The 18101-nt window shown below is 65.6% G+C and carries 15 protein-coding genes; 7 read left to right on the top strand and 8 right to left on the bottom strand.

Going from position 1 to position 18101, the window contains the following annotated elements; genetic code table 11:
* Nucleotides 1–74 precede the first annotated feature (74 nt).
* A complete protein-coding gene (locus LY284_RS18920; protein WP_233387602.1) occupies nt 75–455 on the bottom strand; it encodes a hypothetical protein in 381 nt (126 codons plus the stop codon).
* 165 nt (nt 456–620) lie between these two features.
* Entirely contained in the window at nt 621–1619 is a 999-nt protein-coding gene (locus LY284_RS18925) for an AraC family transcriptional regulator (RefSeq protein WP_041731702.1), read from the bottom strand.
* 228 nt (nt 1620–1847) lie between these two features.
* On the opposite strand from LY284_RS18925, the gene LY284_RS18930 reads away from it, so the two are divergent.
* Nucleotides 1848–2900 (top strand): aldo/keto reductase, encoded by a 1053-nt coding sequence (locus LY284_RS18930; protein WP_053569454.1) that lies wholly within the window; start codon nt 1848–1850, stop codon nt 2898–2900.
* 192 nt (nt 2901–3092) lie between these two features.
* Nucleotides 3093–4274: a 4-hydroxybenzoate 3-monooxygenase gene (locus LY284_RS18935; protein ID WP_045454006.1), complete on the top strand. Its 1182-nt coding sequence runs from the start codon at nt 3093–3095 to the stop codon at nt 4272–4274.
* Between the two features lie 23 nt (nt 4275–4297).
* On the opposite strand, the gene LY284_RS18940 is transcribed toward LY284_RS18935, so the two are convergent.
* Nucleotides 4298–6547 (bottom strand): amylo-alpha-1,6-glucosidase, encoded by a 2250-nt coding sequence (locus tag LY284_RS18940; protein WP_077159110.1) that lies wholly within the window; start codon nt 6545–6547, stop codon nt 4298–4300.
* A gap of 156 nt (nt 6548–6703) precedes the next feature.
* Between LY284_RS18940 and LY284_RS18945 the strand changes: the two genes are divergently transcribed.
* Together LY284_RS18945 and LY284_RS18950 are read left to right on the top strand one after the other, a co-directional pair.
* Nucleotides 6704–7498 carry a sulfite exporter TauE/SafE family protein gene (locus LY284_RS18945; RefSeq protein ID WP_053569457.1) on the top strand — a complete coding sequence of 265 codons (795 nt, stop codon included), beginning with the start codon at nt 6704–6706 and terminating at the stop codon, nt 7496–7498.
* A gap of 253 nt (nt 7499–7751) precedes the next feature.
* Entirely contained in the window at nt 7752–9455 is a 1704-nt protein-coding gene (locus LY284_RS18950; RefSeq protein ID WP_233388384.1) for an acid phosphatase, read from the top strand.
* Nucleotides 9456–9458: 3 nt separating this feature from the next.
* On the opposite strand, the gene LY284_RS18955 is transcribed toward LY284_RS18950, so the two are convergent.
* A complete protein-coding gene (locus LY284_RS18955; protein ID WP_233387603.1) occupies nt 9459–9851 on the bottom strand; it encodes a RidA family protein in 393 nt (130 codons plus the stop codon).
* A gap of 44 nt (nt 9852–9895) precedes the next feature.
* Entirely contained in the window at nt 9896–10795 is a 900-nt protein-coding gene (locus tag LY284_RS18960; protein WP_233387604.1) for a LysR family transcriptional regulator, read from the bottom strand.
* A 108-nt stretch (nt 10796–10903) separates the two neighbouring features.
* Here LY284_RS18960 and LY284_RS18965 point away from each other — a divergent pair, with 108 nt between their 5' ends.
* Nucleotides 10904–11800, top strand: a complete 897-nt coding sequence (locus LY284_RS18965; RefSeq protein ID WP_233387605.1) for an NAD-dependent epimerase/dehydratase family protein — start codon at nt 10904–10906, stop codon at nt 11798–11800.
* Between the two features lie 55 nt (nt 11801–11855).
* Here LY284_RS18965 and LY284_RS18970 read toward each other — a convergent pair whose 3' ends face one another.
* The 3 genes from LY284_RS18970 to LY284_RS18980 all read right to left on the bottom strand — a co-directional run bounded on the left by LY284_RS18970 (nt 11856) and on the right by LY284_RS18980 (nt 17158).
* A complete protein-coding gene (locus LY284_RS18970) occupies nt 11856–12965 on the bottom strand; it encodes a malate/lactate/ureidoglycolate dehydrogenase (RefSeq protein ID WP_233387606.1) in 1110 nt (369 codons plus the stop codon).
* 178 nt (nt 12966–13143) lie between these two features.
* A complete protein-coding gene (locus LY284_RS18975; RefSeq protein ID WP_233387607.1) occupies nt 13144–14613 on the bottom strand; it encodes a M20 family metallopeptidase in 1470 nt (489 codons plus the stop codon).
* Nucleotides 14614–14698: 85 nt separating this feature from the next.
* Entirely contained in the window at nt 14699–17158 is a 2460-nt protein-coding gene (locus LY284_RS18980; protein ID WP_233387608.1) for a penicillin acylase family protein, read from the bottom strand.
* A gap of 159 nt (nt 17159–17317) precedes the next feature.
* On the opposite strand from LY284_RS18980, the gene LY284_RS18985 reads away from it, so the two are divergent.
* On the top strand, nt 17318–17485 hold the full coding sequence (locus tag LY284_RS18985; RefSeq protein WP_233387609.1) for an oxidoreductase-like domain-containing protein: 168 nt from the start codon (nt 17318–17320) through the stop codon (nt 17483–17485).
* Nucleotides 17486–17582: 97 nt separating this feature from the next.
* Nucleotides 17583–18092 carry a DUF1993 family protein gene (locus tag LY284_RS18990; RefSeq protein ID WP_014250902.1) on the top strand — a complete coding sequence of 170 codons (510 nt, stop codon included), beginning with the start codon at nt 17583–17585 and terminating at the stop codon, nt 18090–18092.
* The last annotated feature ends 9 nt before the right edge of the window (nt 18093–18101 follow it).

Raw genomic sequence — 18101 nt, forward strand, 5'->3', positions numbered from 1 at the left:
GATCCATACCCGTTGATTGATAGACCGGCGGACTCGCCGGTTTATTCCGCGAGTCCGCCGCGATGCGAACGCTTTCAGGGCTTCACGACATGCCAGACGTCGCGGAAGTTGTCCCCGTTCTTGTCGCCGGGCTTCGTGTCCTTCGCGAAGCGATAGACGCGCTTGCCGTCGTAGGCCCATTGCTTGCCGCCATCGGCGGATTCCATGGTCCATTTGCCGCTCGGCTTGTCCGAATCGCTTGCCATGGCGGCGGGCCACGCCTGCTCGCAGCCGCCCGTGCAGGCGCTCGCGCCGCCTTTGGTGTCCTTGTCGAAGGTATAGAGCGTCATGCCGTTTTCATCGACATACATGCCGTTGGCTTCCTTCGGCGCCGCGGCTTGCGCGGACGAAGCGAGCGAGGCGAACACGGTTGCGACCGTTGCGGCAGCGGCGAACATCTGGATGCGCTTCTTCATTTCATCTTTCCTGTTGTAGAAGTATCCGTAGAACGTTCGTAAGCGCTGCACTATTCCGCGGACGATGAAATAAATCGATGCGGCAGCGCCTTCGCATCGGCTGTCGGCAATCCATTCAAGACCATTCGCGCGCGCTCGGCCAGGGGTTCATCGAAATATTGTTGTTCAAGCGCCGGCCGCGGCCGCCGTCGCATCGCGCCAGCGGCGGGTATCGCGCAGCGGCGGCGCGCCGAACAGGCGGCTGTATTCGCGGCTGAACTGAGACGCGCTCTCGTAGCCCACGCGATGCGCGGCCGTGGCGGCGTCGACGATATCGAGCATCATCAGGCGGCGCGCTTCCTGCAGCCGCAGCTGCTTCTGATACTGCAACGGGCTCATGGCGGTGACGGCCTTGAAATGATGATGCAGCGACGACACGCTCATGTGCACGTCGCGTGCGATATCTTCCACCCTCAGCGGTTGATCAAAATTCTGGCGCAGCAACTGGATGGCCTTGGCGATGCGCTGCGTCTGGCTGTCCTGCAGCGCGATCTGCCGCAGCCGCGCGCCCGAGCCGTTCATCAGCAGCCGATAGAGAATCTCGCGCTTCACGAGCGGCGCGAGGATCGGCACGTCTTCGGGGTGATCGACGAGGTGCAACAGGCGCAGGACCGCGTCGAGCATCGTGTTGCCGAGGCGGTTCACGTACAGGCCGCGCGATGCGTCGGCCTGCGTCGCGGGCGGCAGATGTTCGTCCTGGATCAGCGACGTGATTTCGTCGACATCGAGATCGAGCCGCATGCCCAGATACGGCTCCGATTCGCTCGCGACCGACACCTGCCCGCACACGGGCAGATCCACCGACGACACCAGATAGTGCATCGGATCGTAGATATACACCTCGTCGCCGACCATGAGACGCTTGCTGCCTTGCGCAATCAGCGCGAGCGCCGGCGTCTGGATGCCATGCTTCGGCCCGCCCGGATTCATGATGCGATGCAGGAAAAGCCCCGGCACCGGCGTTTCGACCGAGCCTTCGCAACCGATGGTGAACCGGTCGAGCAGCGCGACGAGATCGAGCCGCGCCTGATCCAGCGCGGCATCGGCCGTGCCGCCGTGGCGGCTCTCTCTCGGCTGGTCGTGACTGTCTTTTCCGGCGAGGCCGGGCGTGTCGTTCAAAGCCATGATTCGCGGACTATTTCGAGATGGGAGGAGTCCGACTAGCTTACTCGCGCCAGCGCGGGATTGCTCGGGGCCGCCCTGCGCGTTTGCAGGAACAGGCAAGGATCGAACAGGATCAGGCTATGACCCGGCCGCGACCCGGGACGATACTGCATTGCCTGCGCGGATCGCCTCGTCTTGCTCGTGCGATGCCGCGCTCTATCCGTCACTCGGCGTCACTCGGGAGCAACCATGCGCTACAGGAAATTCGGCAATACCGGTCTTTTCGTCTCCGAACTGTGCTTGGGCACGATGACCTTCGGCGGCGGCACCGGCGGAATCTGGGACAACATCGGGCAGTTGCAGCAGGCGGAGGCGGACGCGCTGATCGGGCGCTCGCTCGACGCGGGCATCAATTTCATCGATACCGCCGATGTCTACGCCGACGGCCGCTCCGAAATCATCACCGGTCAGGCGTTGAAGAATCTGAAAGTGCCGCGCGAAAACGTGGTCGTCGCGACGAAGATTCTCGGCGAAACCGGCACCAAGGGCGCGAATTCGCGGGGTGCGTCGCGCTATCACATCATCGACGGCGTGAAGGCGAGCCTGAAGCGCCTGCAACTCGATCACGTCGATCTGTACCAGATTCACGGCTTCGATCCGGCGACGCCGATCGAGGAAACGCTGCGCGCGCTCGACAATCTCGTTCAGCACGGGCATGTGCGGTATATCGGCGTGTCGAACTGGGCCGCGTGGCAGATCATGAAGGCGCTCGGCATTTCGGAGCGGCTCGGGCTTGCGCGCTTCGAGTCGCTCCAGGCGTATTACACGATCGCGGGCCGCGATCTGGAGCGCGAGATCGTGCCGCTGCTGCAAAGCGAGAACGTCGGCCTGATGGTGTGGAGTCCGCTCGCGGGCGGCCTGCTGTCCGGCAAGTACACGCGCGACGGCGGCAAGGAAGAAGGCAGCCGCCGCACCAAGTTCGACTTTCCGCCCGTCAATGTCGAACGCGCGCATGACTGCGTCGACGTGATGCGGCGCGTGGCCGAGGCCAAAGGCGTATCGGTCGCGCAGGTCGCGCTGGCGTGGCTGCTGCATCAGAAGGCGGTGTCGAGCGTGATCATCGGCGCGAAACGCGTGGAGCAACTGGACGACAACATCGCGGCGACGAAGGTCCGGCTCAACGCGGACGAACTCGCCGCACTCGACGAAGTGAGCCAGTTGCCCGCCGAATATCCCGGCTGGATGCTCACGCGGCAGGGTGAATACCGGCGCAATCAGTTGAAGGAAGAGCGCGCGGAGTAAGTTTCAAGACGCGGGCGGCGTCCGACGCCGCCCGCTTCACGTAGGGATTTACCCTCGATTCGACGCATTTTCGGCCATTTTCGGGCCTTTATCTCAAATTAAGATAGACCCTATCTTCGCTATCGCGTTGCGGCATAAGGCCGCTTTTCCGACACTGTACGCACAACATCACCACTGCCTCACGGAGACATCATGCGTACACAAGTCGGCATTATCGGCGCGGGCCCCGCCGGACTCCTTCTCTCCCATCTGCTGCATCTGCGCGGCATCGAATCGGTCGTGCTCGAAGCGCGCAGCCAGAACGATATCGAATCGACGATTCGCGCCGGCGTGCTCGAACAAGGCACGATGGACACGCTCAGCCAGGCCGGTCTCGGCGCGCGCATGCAGGCGGAAGGCGCGCTGCATCACGGCTTCGAACTCGCCTTTGAAGGCCAGCGGCGCCGCATCGCGCTGACCGAACTGACCGGACATTCGATCACAGTGTACGCGCAGCACGAAGTCATCAAGGATCTCGTCGCGGCGCGGCTGGCGGCGAACGGCGCGCTCAAGTTCAACGTGTCGAACGTGTCACTGCACGACTTCCACGATGGCAGCGACCGCAAGCCGCGCATCAAGTATCAGCACGAAGGCCGCGATGAAGAACTCGAATGCGACTTCATCATCGGTTGTGATGGTTCGCAGGGCGTGGCGCGTCAGTGCATTCCCGAGGCGGTGCGGCAGGACTATCAGCGTATCTATCCGTTCGGCTGGTTCGGCATTCTGGTCGAAGCGCCGCCCTCTTCCGACGAACTCATCTACGCGCGCCACGACCGCGGCTTCGCGCTCATCAGCACGCGCTCGCCGGGCGTGCAGCGCATGTATTTCCAGTGCGACCCGAAGGATTCCGTCGATGCCTGGTCGGACGACCGCATCTGGGCCGAACTGCATGCACGCGTGGATACCGCCGATGGCTGGCAGATCACGGAAGGCAAGATCTTCCAGAAGAATATCGTCGGCATGCGCAGCTTCGTGTCCACGCCGATGCAGTCCGGCAAGCTCTTTCTCGCCGGCGACGCCGCGCACATCGTGCCGCCGACCGGCGCGAAGGGCCTGAACCTCGCGGTGTCGGACGTGCGCGTGCTGAACGCCGCGCTCGTCGATTTCTACAAGGAAGGCCACAGCGACAAGCTCGCCCGCTACACCGAGACGGCGCTCAAGCGCGTATGGCGCGCCGAGCACTTCTCGTGGTGGATGACGCGCATGCTGCACAAGCTCGACGACACCTCGCCGTTCGAGCAGCGGCTGCAAGTGGCGGAACTCGAACACGTGACGACTTCGCGCGCCGCCGCCACGGCGCTCGCGGAAAACTACGTCGGCAGCGTGGCGGTTTAAGCCGGTTCAAACCGCTCGCCGCTTCAAAGCACGGCGACGACCCGCACGTCGCCGTCCACCGACGGAATCACCTGCCCGCCGACGCGCCTGAACGTGATCGTGGCGATCTTGTCGCCGAGGCGCAGATCGCCGATTTCCAGCCAGTCGATACCCTCGGGCAGTTGCGGCCGGTCGATGCGCACTTCGTCGTTAATGGCGTCGACGGTCACGCCGAGACAAGCTTCCAGAACCATGAAAGGCGCACCCGCCGCCCAGGCTTGCGGCAGGCATGCGACCGGATACGCAATCGGCCGCTCGCCGCGCTGGCGCGTGAATCCGCAGAACAGCTCCGGCAGGCGCATGTCGAAGGTGACGGCCGCTTCGAACAGCGATTGCAGCAAGCCCACGGCCGCGCCGCGCTCGCCGTAACGCGCGAGGCCGCGCGCGCACAGCGCCGTGTCGTGCGGCCACACGGAGCCGTTGTGATACGACATCGGATTGAAGCGCGGCTGGCTCGCGGCCAGCGTGCGCACGCCCCAGCCAGTGTGAAAGAGCGTCGATTCGAGCTGACGCGCGACGGCTTCGCCACGCTTGCGCTCGACGAGATCGAACGCCAGCAGATGCCCCGCGTTCGATGACAACACGCGGCACAGTTCGCCCTTGCCGTCGAGCGCGATGCCGTAAAAATCCATCTCCGGCATCCAGTACATCGCCTCCACGCGTTCGCGAATGTGCCGCGCGCGCCGCTCGTAGTCGCCCGCCTGCTCGTCTTCGCCACGCTCGCGGGCGAGGCGCGCCATCGTGGAAAACGCGGTGGACGCGTACGCCTGCACTTCGACCAGCGCGATCGGCCCGATCGGGAACTTGCCGTCCGCGTGGAAGACCGAATCCTGACTGTCCTTCCAGCCCTGATTTGCGAGACCGTGCTCCGACGCGCGCTGATAGTCGAGCAGGCCGTGCGGGTTCTTGTCGCAATGACGCGCGACCCATTGCGCCGCGAGTTGCAGCGCGGGCCAGATTTCATCGATCAGCTCGCGATCGCCGGTGCGCTCGACGTACGCGCCCGCCAGCACGATGAAGAGCGGCGTGCTGTCCACGCCGCCGTAGTACAGCGCGAACGGCACCTCGCCGGTCGCGGCCATTTCGCTCTTGCGCGTCTCGTGCATGATCTTGCCGATTTCGGCATCGCGGAACGCGGAGTCCTCTCGCGCCTGATGGGCGGCGAGAAAGCGCAGCACGCCCCGCGCGAGCGTGGGATGCAGCCAAAGCATCTGCAGCGACGTGATGATGGCGTCGCGGCCGAATGCCGTCGAAAACCACGGGATGCCTGCGTACGGATAAGGGCCGGTTTCGAGATCGGTGGTGAGCAGGCCGAGGTCGGCGAGCGAACGGTCGATCCATTCGCTGAAGAGCGGATTGCTCGAGCGCACGCGCGCGCTGGCGCGGCGCCGGTCCCGCATGCGGCGATGCGCCTCGACGAGCGCCTCGCGAATCGCCGGGCGGCCCGATTCGGGCGCGCACTCGGCCGCTTCCGCCGCGTTGCGCTTGCTTTCCTCACTGGCGTCGGACAGGGCGTGCGTCACCGCCGTCACCGACAGATACATGGAGATCGCGGTTTCCGACTGGATATGCAGCGCGTAATCCGCGCGCGTCGGAGAGAGCACGTCCGGCGCGGGCGTGAACTGGATGCGCGCCGTGCGTTCCACTTCATCGAGACCGACATAGCGCAGCACCACTTCGCCGTTCTCGATCTCCGGCGGCCGCAGGGTGCCGCGCTTGCCGCGCGTCGCGCCGCGCACCTCGAACATGTCGAGAAAGTCCGCCGCGAAGGAAATCGAAAGCGGCACGGTGGAGGGCTCGGTGCCGTAGTTCGTGAGCACGATGCTCTCGTGCAGCACATGGCCCGACAGCACGCGCTTGCGCTCGACGTGAATCACGCCCTCGGGCGTGCGCGCCCCGCCGATCGGCGGCAGCGGGCGGTTCGTCAGGTGCGCGGTGAACACGGCGTTGTCGCTCGATACGCTGCCCGAAAGCAGCGACGGTGCGCGGCCGCCGAAGGTCAGCACGAGTTCCGAGAGCACGCGCGTGTCGTTGACGAAAAGTCCGTCGTCGTGGCCGCGGATGTCGCCGTTCGCGTCGTACACGGCGAAGGTGTTGCCGGACTTCAGCACGAACTGGCGCTCGCTCGGCATGCTGGCGTGCTCGGTGGGGATGAACGCCTCGTCCGCCAGTCTGGCCTGCGACTGCTGGATCTGTTCCTGCACCTGTTCCTGCGTCTGTTGCTGTGTATTCATCGCACCTTCCTGAAAGTGATCTGCAGGGTGTTTCGTAAGCTTCCGCAAATGCGCGCCCATGCCGCTTTCGCGCGCTTCCTGAAGCAAGTGAGCCGCTTACCCGCTATCATCGACGGTTTTTCGACCCAACCACGCCTGACGGGTTCTCCGCGCGCAATGTCATTTCCGCATATCGACTTACTTTATTCTGCCTCAGGGCTCGCGGTAGGGTTCCTGGTCGGCCTGACGGGCGTGGGCGGCGGTTCGCTGATGACGCCGCTGCTCGTGCTGCTGTTCGGCATTCACCCGGCGACGGCAGTGGGCACCGACCTGCTGTACGCCGCCGCGACCAAGACCGCCGGCACGCTCGTGCACGGCATCAAGGGCTCAGTCGACTGGCGCATCACCGGCCGTCTCGCGGCGGGCAGCGTGCCGGCCGCCGCCATCACACTGTATTTCCTGCATGAGCACGGCATTGCATCGCCGGGCACCGCGCGGCTCATTCAGCTCATTCTCGGCACCGCGCTGCTCATTACCGCCGTCTCGCTGATTTTCCGGCCGCAGCTCGCGCGCTTCGCCTATAAAAAGGGCCACGGCCGCCCCGAACACCCGGTGCGCACCGCCGCCTGGACCGTTGCGACCGGCGCGATACTCGGCATGCTGGTCTCCATCACCTCCGTGGGCGCGGGCGCGATCGGCGTGACCGTGCTGCTCCTGCTCTATCCGCGTCTCGCGACGGTGCGCATCGTCGGCTCCGACGTGGCGCACGCCGTGCCGCTGACGCTGATCGCCGGCGCGGGCCACTGGATGCTCGGCTCGGTCGACTGGTCGCTGCTCGCTTCGCTTCTCGTCGGCTCGATTCCGGGCATTGCCATCGGCAGCATGCTGTCCTCCAAGGCGCCGGAAGCGCTGCTGCGCCATGTGCTCGCCGCGACGCTGGTTCTGGTCGGAGCTAAGCTCGTATTCAGTTGATGTTAGTCACCCTGCATTGCGGTTTCCAGTCGGCCAAAAGACATAGGCCGAGTCGCACATCGTTCTGATTTTTCTCCTATGCCGTTCGGCCAGCTTTCACGCAAGCGGCCGTTGCGGCATCATTGCCGCTCAATCGACCCGTCAGCCGCAGGACGGTCGAATGGGGCGCCGTGTACAGGCGCGTCATCTTTCGGTGCCGATCATGCAGGCGCGCGCCATCGGGCGTGTGCGCCTATTCACGAGGAGTCAGGCGATGAATGAGCACGACCATCCGCAAAACGAGCTTCCCTCCAGCAACGACAACGACACCCCTTCCGGCGACGCTCCTGCGGACCCCGCGCGGCGCCGGCTGCTCGCGGCGGGTGTCGGCATCGCGGGCCTGTCGCTCGGCGGGTGCAATCTGTTCGACCAGAAGCCGGCCACGCCCAAGACCGCGGCCGACCTCGCGCTCGATCGCACGCTCGCGGCCAAAGTGCGGAATATCGTCGTGATTTACGCCGAAAATCGCAGCTTCACGAATCTCTACGGCGACTATCCGGGCGTGCAGTATCCGCTGTCGGCGGTGCCTGCCTCTCGCTACGTGCAACTCGATCGCGACGGCGCCACGCCCATGTCCACGCTGCCGAAAATCTGGGGCGGGCTCGTGCCGCAGGCGCAGGAGGTCGACGGCAAGCGCTACGCGATCACCGAGCCGCAGATCGCCGGTCTGCGCAACGCGCCCTTTCAGATCATGGACGCGCAGGGCGCGCCGCTGCCCAATTCCGTCATCACGCGGGATCTCGTGCATCGCTTTTACCAGAACCAGATGCAGATCAACGCCGGCCGCAACAATCAGTTCGCGGCCTGGGGCGATTCGGGCGGACTCGTCATGGGCCATTACCGGAACTCGCCGGACACGCTCAGGCTGTGGGGGCTGGCGCAGCAATACACGCTCTGCGACAACTTCTTCATGTCGGCATTCGGCGGCTCGTGGCTGAACCATATCTTCCTGATTTCGGCGCAGGCGCCCTTCTATCCGGATGTGAAAAACGGACCGGCGGCGAAGCTGCTCGCGGTCATCGAGGGCGACGACCCCAAGGGCACGCGCCTGAAGCTCGCGCCGGATTCGCCCCAATCAGCGCTCCAGGGACCGCCCAAATACGTGCGCGACGGCGCGCTCACCGCCGACGGCTACGCGGTCAACACCATGTTTCCGCCGTATCAGCCGAGCAACGTGCCGCCCCCGCAAGGCGGCGATCCGCGTTTCGCCGACAGATCGAACGCGCTCGTGCTGCCGCCACAGACCTACGCGACCATCGGCGATCGCCTGTCGGAGAGGAACGTCGACTGGGCGTGGTATTCCGGCGCCTGGCAGTACGCGCTGGAGCATCGCGACACCGGTGCCGTGCCGGATTTTCAGTATCACCATCAGCCGTTCAATTACTTCGCGAACTTCGCGCCGGGCACGGCCGCGCGCGCGCAGCATCTGCGTGACGCCGGTCTCGGCGACGATCCATCGACGAACAAGCTGCTCGCCGATATCGATGCGGGCCGCCTGCCGACCGTCACGTTCTACAAGCCGCAGGGCAATCTCAACATGCACGCGGGCTACGCGGACATCGCCTCGGGCGACCGCCATATCGCGAACGTGATCGAGCACATCCGGCGCGGGCCGCAGTGGCAGAACACCGTGATCGTCGTCACCGTCGACGAAAACGGCGGCTGGTGGGATCACGTTTCGCCGCCGAAGGGCGATCGCTGGGGTCCCGGCTCGCGCATTCCGGCGCTCGTGATATCGCCCTTCGCGAAAAAGGGCTACGTCGATCACACGGTCTACGACACGAACTCGATCCTGCGCTTCATCTCGCGCGTGCACGATCTCGCACCGCTCGAAGGCGTCGCGGCGCGGGATCGCGCGTTCGCGGCGAATGGCGAGACGCCGCTCGGCGACCTGACGAATCCGCTGGATCTGGCCTAGCGGCTACGCGCGCTCGACCCAGGCGCGCGCTGAAATTTCCAGCAGATAGCCGTAGTGCAGCGCGCCGACGGGCACGACGGCGCGCGCCGGCTTCCACGTGCCGAAGTGGCGCGCGTAAATCTCGTTGAACGCCTTCCAGTGCTCGACGCCGACGAGATACACCGTCACTTCGATGCAGTCCGAAAGGCCCGCGCCCGCCGCTTCGAGCACGGTTCGCAGGTTCGACAGCGTTTGCTCGGCCTGCGCTTCGAACGGCAGGTCGCCGGTATGCGTCCCGTCTGGGCGGACCGGCAACTGACCGGACACGCAGACGAGGTTGCCCGCGCGCGTCGCGTGGCTGTAGTGGCCGGCGGGAATGGGCAGGCCGGGCGCGGTAATGGTTTCGATCGGTGGCATGGTCGGGTTCGGTGGGGTTGGGTTGAATCGGCGGGCAGCGCGCATCAGAGTTCGAGCCTGCTCGCGAGGAAATCGAGAAAAGCGCGCGAGCGGACCGCCATCGATTCGCTCTGGTAATACACCGCGTTAACCGGCTGGCGCACGTCTTCGAGGATGTCGTCGAGTATTGTGCGCAAGCGGCCCGCGCGCATGTCGGCGGCGGTCATGAACTCGGCGAGGCAGGCAATGCCGCCGCCATCGAGCGCGAGCTGCCGTATCGTCTCGCCGCTCGATGCCGCGATCGCCGCACGGATCGACACGAACGACGCGCCGCGGCCGTCGCGCGTGTCGGCGAGCGGCCAGTCGTTGAGGCTTTCGGGCGCGGTGAAACCGATCAGGCGCGCGCGCATCAGTTCGTCGATGTCGCGCGGCTCGCCATGCTCCGCGAGATAAGCGGGACTCGCCAGCACGCGTAGACGGCTGCTGCCGAGCGCGCGGGCGCGCAGCGTCGAATCCCGCAGCGCGCCGATGCGAATCGCGATATCCACGCGCTGCTCCAGCAAGTCCACGATGCGCTCGTTGCTCGTCAATTCCAGCGTGATCTCCGGATACAGCGCCGCGAACGCCTGCACGTGCGGCACGATGCAGTGAAGCACGAATGGCGACGCCGCGTCCACGCGCAGCCTTCCGGCGGGCCGCTCGCGATGGCGGGCCATCGTTTCTTCGGCATCTTCCATCGCCGCGAGGATGGCACGGGCGCGCGCGAGAAAGAGTTCGCCTTCGTCGGTCAGTTGCAGACGGCGCGTCGTGCGACGCACGAGCGTGGCATCGAGCTTCTTCTCCAGCCGCGTCAAAGTACGGCTCACGCCCGATACCGTCTGCTGAAGCATTTCGGCGGCAGCCGTCATCGAACCGGCGTCGATCACCGTGACGAAAACGAGCAGTTCATCCGTGTTGGTCTTCAAATTATTGATTCGAAGTCAAGTTTCATTTGAGACTATCACTGTTTTTGCGAAAGTCGAAGCGGTCCATACTGCATTCATCGCAGTTTGAACATTCAACGGAGCAGGAATATGAACATTTTCATCACGGGCGCGGGCGGTTTCATCGGCGGATCGATTGCGGCGGGACTCGCGCGCGACGGCCATCGCGTGCGCGGGCTGATCCGGCGCGCCGAGCAGGCCGACGACCTGAAGCGTCTGAATATCGAACCGGTGATCGGCAGTCTGGATGACACCGCCCTGCTCGCCGCCGAAGCGCGCGCCGCCGATGCGGTCATCAACGCGGCGAGCAGCGATCATCGCGGCGCGGTCGAGGCGCTGATCGCCGCGCTCGAAGGCTCGAACAAGCCGTTTCTGCACACGAGCGGGTCGAGCATCGTCGGCGACGCGTCAGGCGGCGAGGCGTCGGACATGATCTACACCGAGAACGATTTGCCGGAACCGACGCCCGACAAGGCGCCGCGCGTCGCCATCGACAATCTCGTGCTGGACGCCGCGAAGCGCGGCGTGCGCTCCGCCGTGCTCTGCAACACGCTGATCTACGGACACGGCGCAGTGCCGGATACGTCGAGCGTGCAGTTGCCGCGCCTCGAACGCCAGGCGAAGAAGAGCGGGATCGTGCGGCATGTGGGGCGCGGGCTGAACATCTGGTCGAACGTGCATATCGACGATGTCGTCGAGATCTATCGCCTCGCGCTCGAAAAGTCGCCGGCGGGCACGTTCTACTTCGTCGAGAGCGGCGAAGCGCAATTTCGCGACATGACCGCCGCCATGGCGAAGGCGCTCGGGCTGCGCGGGCCGGAGGATTGGCCGCTCGATCAGGCGATCGAGGAATGGGGCTACGAAATGGCGTCGTACGGTCTCGGTTCGAACAGCCGCGTGCGTAGCCAGCGCACGCGTGATGTGCTCGGCTGGAATCCGAAGCGCACGTCGGTCATCGACTGGATCGCGCAGGACATGACCGCGTAATCGCACGCGGCGCGGCAAACTGGCTTGACCAATTTGCCGCGCCCTGCATCGAAACTTACTTCAGCGCGCTCGCGAACTTCTCGATGTCCGCTTCCGCCATGCCCGATTTGGTGGCCGAATCGCGGATTTGCGTCCACGTCGTCGGGTCGATCGCGATGCCGTTCGCGCCGCGGTCCGCGCGACGTGCGTCTTCCGGCTCGCCCGGCGCGTAGATCGCATCGATGCCCTCGGCGCGGGGCGACGCCTTCATCCATTCGAGGAACGCCTCGGCTTCCGCTTGCGCGGCGGGCGCGTCGAAGGCGTTCGGATCGACGATCACCGAGGTCATGCAGTTGATGATCGCGCTCGACTGTTCCAGCGTGCTCTCATGCGTCGTATAGCCGCCCGACAGCGCCCCGCCGAAAATCTCGCACAGCGCGGCGAGTCCCGAACCCTTGTGCAGACCGAACGCGGTGAGCGAGCCGAACGGCTCTTCGTGCATCACCTTCGGCTCGACGGTCGGATTGCCTTCGTGATCGAGCAGCATGCCCGGCGCGACCTGCACGCCCTTGTTGTAGGCGACGCGCGTCTTGCCGTACGCGATGCCGGCCGTCGCGAAGTCGAGCACGAGCGGGCTCTTGCCCGTGCGCGGATACGCCGCGCAGAACGGATTCGTGCCGAAGCGCCGGTCGATGCCGCCATACGGCGCGACGAGCGGATCGCCCGCCACATTCACGAAGTGGAACGACACGAGCCCCGCCTTCGCGCACTGCTCCGCCCAGTGGCCGATGCGCCCGATGTGATGCGCGTTGCGCAAGCCCACGGCGCACACGCCGAGCTTCTTCGCGCGTTCGATGCCGTGCTCCATCGCCTCGTAAGCGACGACCTGCCCGAATCCCTTGCGGCCGTCGACGGTCAGCACCGCGCCGGCGTCGCGCACGATCTCGGCGTGCGTGTTGAGCTTCAATTGCCCCTCGCCCAGCGACGCGACGTAACGCGGAATCATCCCGACGCCGTGCGAGTCGTGGCCCGACAGATTCGACATCACGAGGTGATCCGCGACCAGTTCCGCCTCGCGCGGCGCGCTGCCGGCGGATTCCCAGATCGCGCGCACGTAGGCGTGCAGCGTGTCGGCGGCGATGCGTCGTTCGTTGGCGGCAAGGTTGGACGTGGGGGATGCATTCATTGCGGCACTCGTCTCCGTAGTTAGATGGCGCGCGCGTCGTTTTCGAGACGCGCGGGCCTCCCACTTTACAGACGATCAACTGGCCTTACCAGTTTGTTTTTACAAAATCGCTGAAAACGGCCGAAAAAAAAGCCCGGCCGAACCGGGCTTTCAGATTCATCGAACGACTTGCGGCGGTTCAGGGCGCGGCCGCGATCACTTCCGCGACGGAAGCCGTCAGCTTCTTCGCGTACGGAATGTGCAGAAACTCGTTCGGGCCGTGTGCATTCGATCTCGGGCCGAGCACGCCGCACACCATGAACTGCGAGCGCGGGAAGCCTTCTTTCAGCGTATTCATGAGCGGAATCGTGCCGCCTTGGCCGATATACGCGACGTTCGCGCCGAAGTGACGTTTCGACGCCTCGTTGAGCGAGGTCGCGAGCCACGGCGCGAGATCGGGCGCGTTCCAGCCCGTGGCCGCGCCCGCTTCCGGCTTGAACGTGACCTTGGCGTTGTACGGCGCGTCGCGTTCGAGCAGCCGTTGCAGGCGCGTGACGGCTTCGGTCGCATCGACGAGCGGCGGCAGGCGCAGCGACAGTTTGAACGCCGTGCGCGGCGCGAGCACGTTGCCTGCATCGGCGAGCGGCGGCAGGCCGGATGCGCCCGTCACCGTGAGCGACGGACGCCACGTCGAATTCAGCAGCGCTTCGCGCGGATCGGTAGTCGTCGGCAGCACGCTGCCGCCGTCTTGACCGCAGGCCCACGGCAGCTTCTTCCAGATGTCGTCGCCGAGAATGCGCGCGGTGGTTTCGGCTTCGCGGCGGCGCATCATCGGGATCGCGCAGTGAAATTCCTTCGGCAACAGATCGCCGGTGCTCGAATCTTCGAGACGCTCGAACAGTTGCCGCAGAATGCGGAACGCCGATGGCGCAATGCCGCCGTAGCCGCCCGAATGAATGCCCTCGTCAAGCACCTGCACTTCGAGATCGCCGGCGACGAGCCCGCGCAGCGAAGTCGTGAGCCAGAGCTGATCGTAGTTGCCCGCGCCGGAATCGAGACAGATCACGAGGCCGACGTCGCCGAGCCGGTCGCGCAGCGCGTCGATGTAAGGCAGGAGATCGTAGCTGCCCGATTCCTCGCACGTCTCGATGATGCCGACGCAGCGCGGCCGCTCGACGCCCTGCGCGTCCAGCGCCGCGAGCGCGGTGATGCTGGCGTAGGTCGCGTAGCCGTCGTCGGCGCCGCCGCGGCCGTAGAGTTTGTCGTCTTCGAGTTTCGGCGTCCACGGGCCGAGATCGCTGCGCCAGCCTTCGAATTCCGGCTGTTTGTCCAGATGGCCGTACAGCACGACCGTTTCCGTGCTGCCGGAACGTGTCGCGGGCGCTTCGAAGAAAATGACCGGCGTGCGCTCGGGCAAGCGCACGATCTCGACTTTCAGGCCTTTCACTGGCTGGGTCTTGACCCAGTCCACCGCATCCGTGACCACGCGCTCGATAAAGCCGTGGCGCGCCCAGTCGCTGTCGAACATCGGGCTTTTCGCGGGCACCGCGATGTAGTCGGTGAGTGCGGGCACGATCTCGTCGTTCCACTTGCGTTCCACGAAATCCCGCAGCGCGGCGGAATCGAGCCGCACCGCTTCGTCGTGTTGCGTGCTGTCGCCGATAGTCATGACCGTAATTCCATTCGAGCAAACTTCCATGATAGACGGGATTTGCTCGCCGCTCGACCGGACGCGCGCCTTTTGAAGCGATTTGTTAACGTCCCGCCGCGCTCGCCGCCTGATCGCGCGCGGCCGATACGACGGCGCGCGTCACCGCCGGGTCCGAATCGATCGCCTGTTCGCTAAAAGGAAAGCGCAGCCAGCGTTTCGCGGCAAACGCGCGCGTCGCGTCGCCGGAATGCGGCGAGGCCGGATCGTCGGATTCGGAATGCGACAGCATCGTGTCCGCTTCCACGCCGTTCTCGCCGAACGTCACGACCTGCACGTAGCTGTCGCCCTGCCCGCTCGCGTCCATCGGATAGCCTTGCCGGTCGAGCGGCCGCCGCGCGCAGACGATCGTGAAATAGCCCGCTTCGTCGCAGCCGCCGTAAAGCGGCACGCGCGCGCCGTTGCGTGTCGTATAGAGAATGTCGCCGCGCCGCGAATCGATCGCGAAGCCGTTGAGCCTGAGCGCGAGCGCCGCGCCGCCGAGCGCCTGGCGCAAGTCCTGAAGTACGGCCGGATTGTCGACGTTGAAGCCGCCGGGCGTCGCGAGCGGCTTGTTCGGATCGAAGCCCGACTCGTACAGACGCTCCGGCGCGATGCGCGTCACGCGCAGCCAGAACTCGTCCCACAGATTCGCGCCGCGCGCGTCGATCTCCGCCGTGCCGTTCCAGCGCCGCAACACTTCGCAGGGCTCGTGCAGCGGCCCGCCCGCTTCGTTGACCGTGCAGACCGCGTCGAGCAGCGGCTTGCGAAAGAGCCGCTCGGACATCGAGTTCGTCTCCAGCACGGCCGTCTCCAGCGCCTCGCGCGTCACGCCGCCGCGCTCGCGCTGCAATCGCGCCGCGAGCAGATGGCCGTAACGCGTGCGCAGCGACTGCTCGGTGCGCGTCGCGCCCGCGACGAGCGGATAGCCCGACATCGGCGCGTTGGCGTTGGTGAGCCAGTAGCTGTCGTTGAAATTGCCGACGTAATCGCCGCGCACGGTATTGGGCAGTTGATCGAGCGGCAGCGCGCCCGGCTGCACGCTCGCCGGATCGACGCGCCACGCGCATGCGCTCTTCGAGCCGTCGAGGAAAGGCACGCCCGGCACGCGCGCCGCGAACGCGCGGCCGGCGGGCGTCGTGCATGACTGGGCGAGCGCATCGGGCACGTTTGGAATCGGGCCGATATCGGCGAACCAGACGCGCTCGTCGCCGCGTCCGATGGCGAATGTGTTCGCCCACGGCATCGCCGCGTAGCGCTTCTGGATCGCCATGAAGTCGGCGAGCGAGCGGGCCTGATTCCATGCGAAGAAGTTCTGGAACACGCGCGTGTTGTCGACGTTCACGTCGGCGAGCGCATACGCGCGCTGCGCGTTCCAGCCGAGACCCTGCGCCATCGCGGAGAGATCGACGACGGGCCCGAAACGCGTGCGGTACAGCGTGCGCGACACGGTTTCGACACTGCCGTCGGCGCGGCGGGCGCGCACGGAGAGCGGCACGGGCGTCATCGCTTCGCTTTGGCCATCGACGAGATAGCGCGTCGGATCGGCGGGATCGAGCGTCAACTGGAAGATTCCGAAGCGCCGCGCGCTCGAGACGGTGTGCGTCCACGCGATGTTTTCGTTGAAGCCGAGCACGATCAGCGGCACGCCGAGGAACGACACGCCCGCGACGTTCATCTGGCCGGGAATCGTCAGTTGCGCCTGATAGAAACGGTCGGGCCCGCGCCAGAACCAGTGCGGATTGCCGAACAGGATGCTGCGCTTGTCGCGCGTGATCGGCGCGCCGAATGCGAGCGCGTTGCTGCCGATGCCCGGATGCTCGCCGATCGAAAAACGCAGCGCGTCGAGCGCCGTTTGCGACGCGCCTTCATCAGTGCGAGGGGCCGTCGTTGCGGCGATCTTTGGCGGATGCGCCGTCGCAATCGGCGTCACGAAGCGCGCCGAGCCGCTCGCGAGATTGGCCGCGATCAGCCGCAGCGTGACGTCGCCGGCGCTGATGTTGCCGACCCACGGCTTGCCGCGGCACGCCGCGTGCGCGCCCGGAAAGCGGCCCGCGTTCAGATCGGCGAGATAGCGGTTGTAGCCGCTCGCGAAGCCGTCGATCAAACTGCGCAAATCGGCCGGCTGCGCCGCGCGGTAACGCTCGACGGTGGCCTGATCGCCAACGAGCTGAAAGAAGAAATCGGCGTCGATGTTGCGCGGCTGACCGAACGTCGCCGCCGACGCCGGGCGGGCGTCCGCGCCGAACCAGGCCGAGCGCTCGCCGCGATACGTGACGAAGCCATCGGCGAGCGTGCAGAGGTTGTCTTGCGCCTGCGCGTAGCCGAATCCGAAGCCGAGGCTGCCGACGTCGGCGGCGCGGATGTGCGGAATGCCGTCCTGCGTACGGCGGATTTCGGCGGAGTACGCGCCCTGCGGCGCGGCGCTCGACGCAGTCGTCGCGGGGGTGTCCGGCGGCACGGCGCAGCCGGCCAGCAAGGCGCTCGCGAGCGCGCCGGAGATCGCAAGGCTGACGATCTGATTCATCGCGTGAGTCCTCGGTCCTGTCGACGTGATGACGGGCGGACAAGTGCCCCGCGCGCAGTATCGCATTGCGCGCGGCGCGATCCGCCGCCAAAGTCTAGCCGCTCGCGTCCGCCTCGCGAAGCCGATGCACAATGGATCGTCCACGCCTTTCCTAAGCCGATGCCCGATCACGACAACGACCCGCGGCCGAGCCCGCCCGAGCGCCCCTTGCCGGAAGATTGCTGTCAGAGCGGCTGCAATCCGTGCGTGTTCGATCTTTATCAGGAAGCGCTCGAACGTTACGAGGCGGCGTTGCGCGCGTGGGAAGCGCGCCATGCGCCGGGTTGAGAGCGGGTTTCCGCCGATTCGAGCGGGCTCAAGCGCGGGGCGCTATGCTTGTCAGCCCTGCCGCAGTCGAAACCAAAAACTCAAGGAGCGCAATTCCATGTCTCTTACGATGTATCGCGCATCGATTCCCGTCTTCATCCGCGGACTCGAAGTATGCGCGGATCTGCTGAAAAAGGGCGCCGCTTTCGCGGATCAGAAAGGCCTCGCTCACGGCGATGTCATCAATGCGCGTCTTGCGCCCGACATGCTGCCGCTCGTCGCGCAAATCCAGCGTGCGAGCGACACGGCGAAGCTATCGGCCGCGCGTCTTGCCGGCATCGAAGCGCCGCGCTTCGAGGACAACGAGGACAGTTTCGTGTCGCTGCAGGCGCGCATCGACAAGACCATCGCGTTTCTGAAGAGCATCGACAAGGCGTCGCTCGCCGGTTGCGAGACGCGCACGGTCACGCTGAAGTTTCCCGACTTCTCGCCGTCGTTTTCCGGCGACGATTATCTGTTCGGCTTCGGGCTGCCGAACTTCTATTTTCATGTGGTCACGACGCACGACATCCTGAGACATCTCGGCGCGCCGATCGGCAAGCGGGATTATCTGGGGCCGTTTAATTGACGATGTAGG

This window comes from Caballeronia sp. PC1 (genome assembly GCF_021353155.1).
In the GTDB taxonomy this organism is placed as follows: domain Bacteria; phylum Pseudomonadota; class Gammaproteobacteria; order Burkholderiales; family Burkholderiaceae; genus Caballeronia; species Caballeronia cordobensis.

Excerpts from the sequence above, each read along its gene's own strand:
- LY284_RS18920 (WP_233387602.1), bottom strand. The coding sequence starts at position 455 with ATGAAGAAGCGCATCCAGATGTTCGCCGCTGCCGCAACGGTCGCAACC.
- LY284_RS18925 (WP_041731702.1), bottom strand. The coding sequence starts at position 1,619 with ATGGCTTTGAACGACACGCCCGGCCTCGCCGGAAAAGACAGTCACGAC.
- LY284_RS18930 (WP_053569454.1), top strand. The coding sequence starts at position 1,848 with ATGCGCTACAGGAAATTCGGCAATACCGGTCTTTTCGTCTCCGAACTG.
- LY284_RS18935 (WP_045454006.1), top strand. The coding sequence starts at position 3,093 with ATGCGTACACAAGTCGGCATTATCGGCGCGGGCCCCGCCGGACTCCTT.
- LY284_RS18940 (WP_077159110.1), bottom strand. The coding sequence starts at position 6,547 with ATGAATACACAGCAACAGACGCAGGAACAGGTGCAGGAACAGATCCAG.
- LY284_RS18945 (WP_053569457.1), top strand. The coding sequence starts at position 6,704 with ATGTCATTTCCGCATATCGACTTACTTTATTCTGCCTCAGGGCTCGCG.
- LY284_RS18950 (WP_233388384.1), top strand. The coding sequence starts at position 7,752 with ATGAATGAGCACGACCATCCGCAAAACGAGCTTCCCTCCAGCAACGAC.
- LY284_RS18955 (WP_233387603.1), bottom strand. The coding sequence starts at position 9,851 with ATGCCACCGATCGAAACCATTACCGCGCCCGGCCTGCCCATTCCCGCC.
- LY284_RS18965 (WP_233387605.1), top strand. The coding sequence starts at position 10,904 with ATGAACATTTTCATCACGGGCGCGGGCGGTTTCATCGGCGGATCGATT.
- LY284_RS18970 (WP_233387606.1), bottom strand. The coding sequence starts at position 12,965 with ATGAATGCATCCCCCACGTCCAACCTTGCCGCCAACGAACGACGCATC.
- LY284_RS18975 (WP_233387607.1), bottom strand. The coding sequence starts at position 14,613 with ATGACTATCGGCGACAGCACGCAACACGACGAAGCGGTGCGGCTCGAT.
- LY284_RS18980 (WP_233387608.1), bottom strand. The coding sequence starts at position 17,158 with ATGAATCAGATCGTCAGCCTTGCGATCTCCGGCGCGCTCGCGAGCGCC.
- LY284_RS18985 (WP_233387609.1), top strand. The coding sequence starts at position 17,318 with ATGCCCGATCACGACAACGACCCGCGGCCGAGCCCGCCCGAGCGCCCC.
- LY284_RS18990 (WP_014250902.1), top strand. The coding sequence starts at position 17,583 with ATGTCTCTTACGATGTATCGCGCATCGATTCCCGTCTTCATCCGCGGA.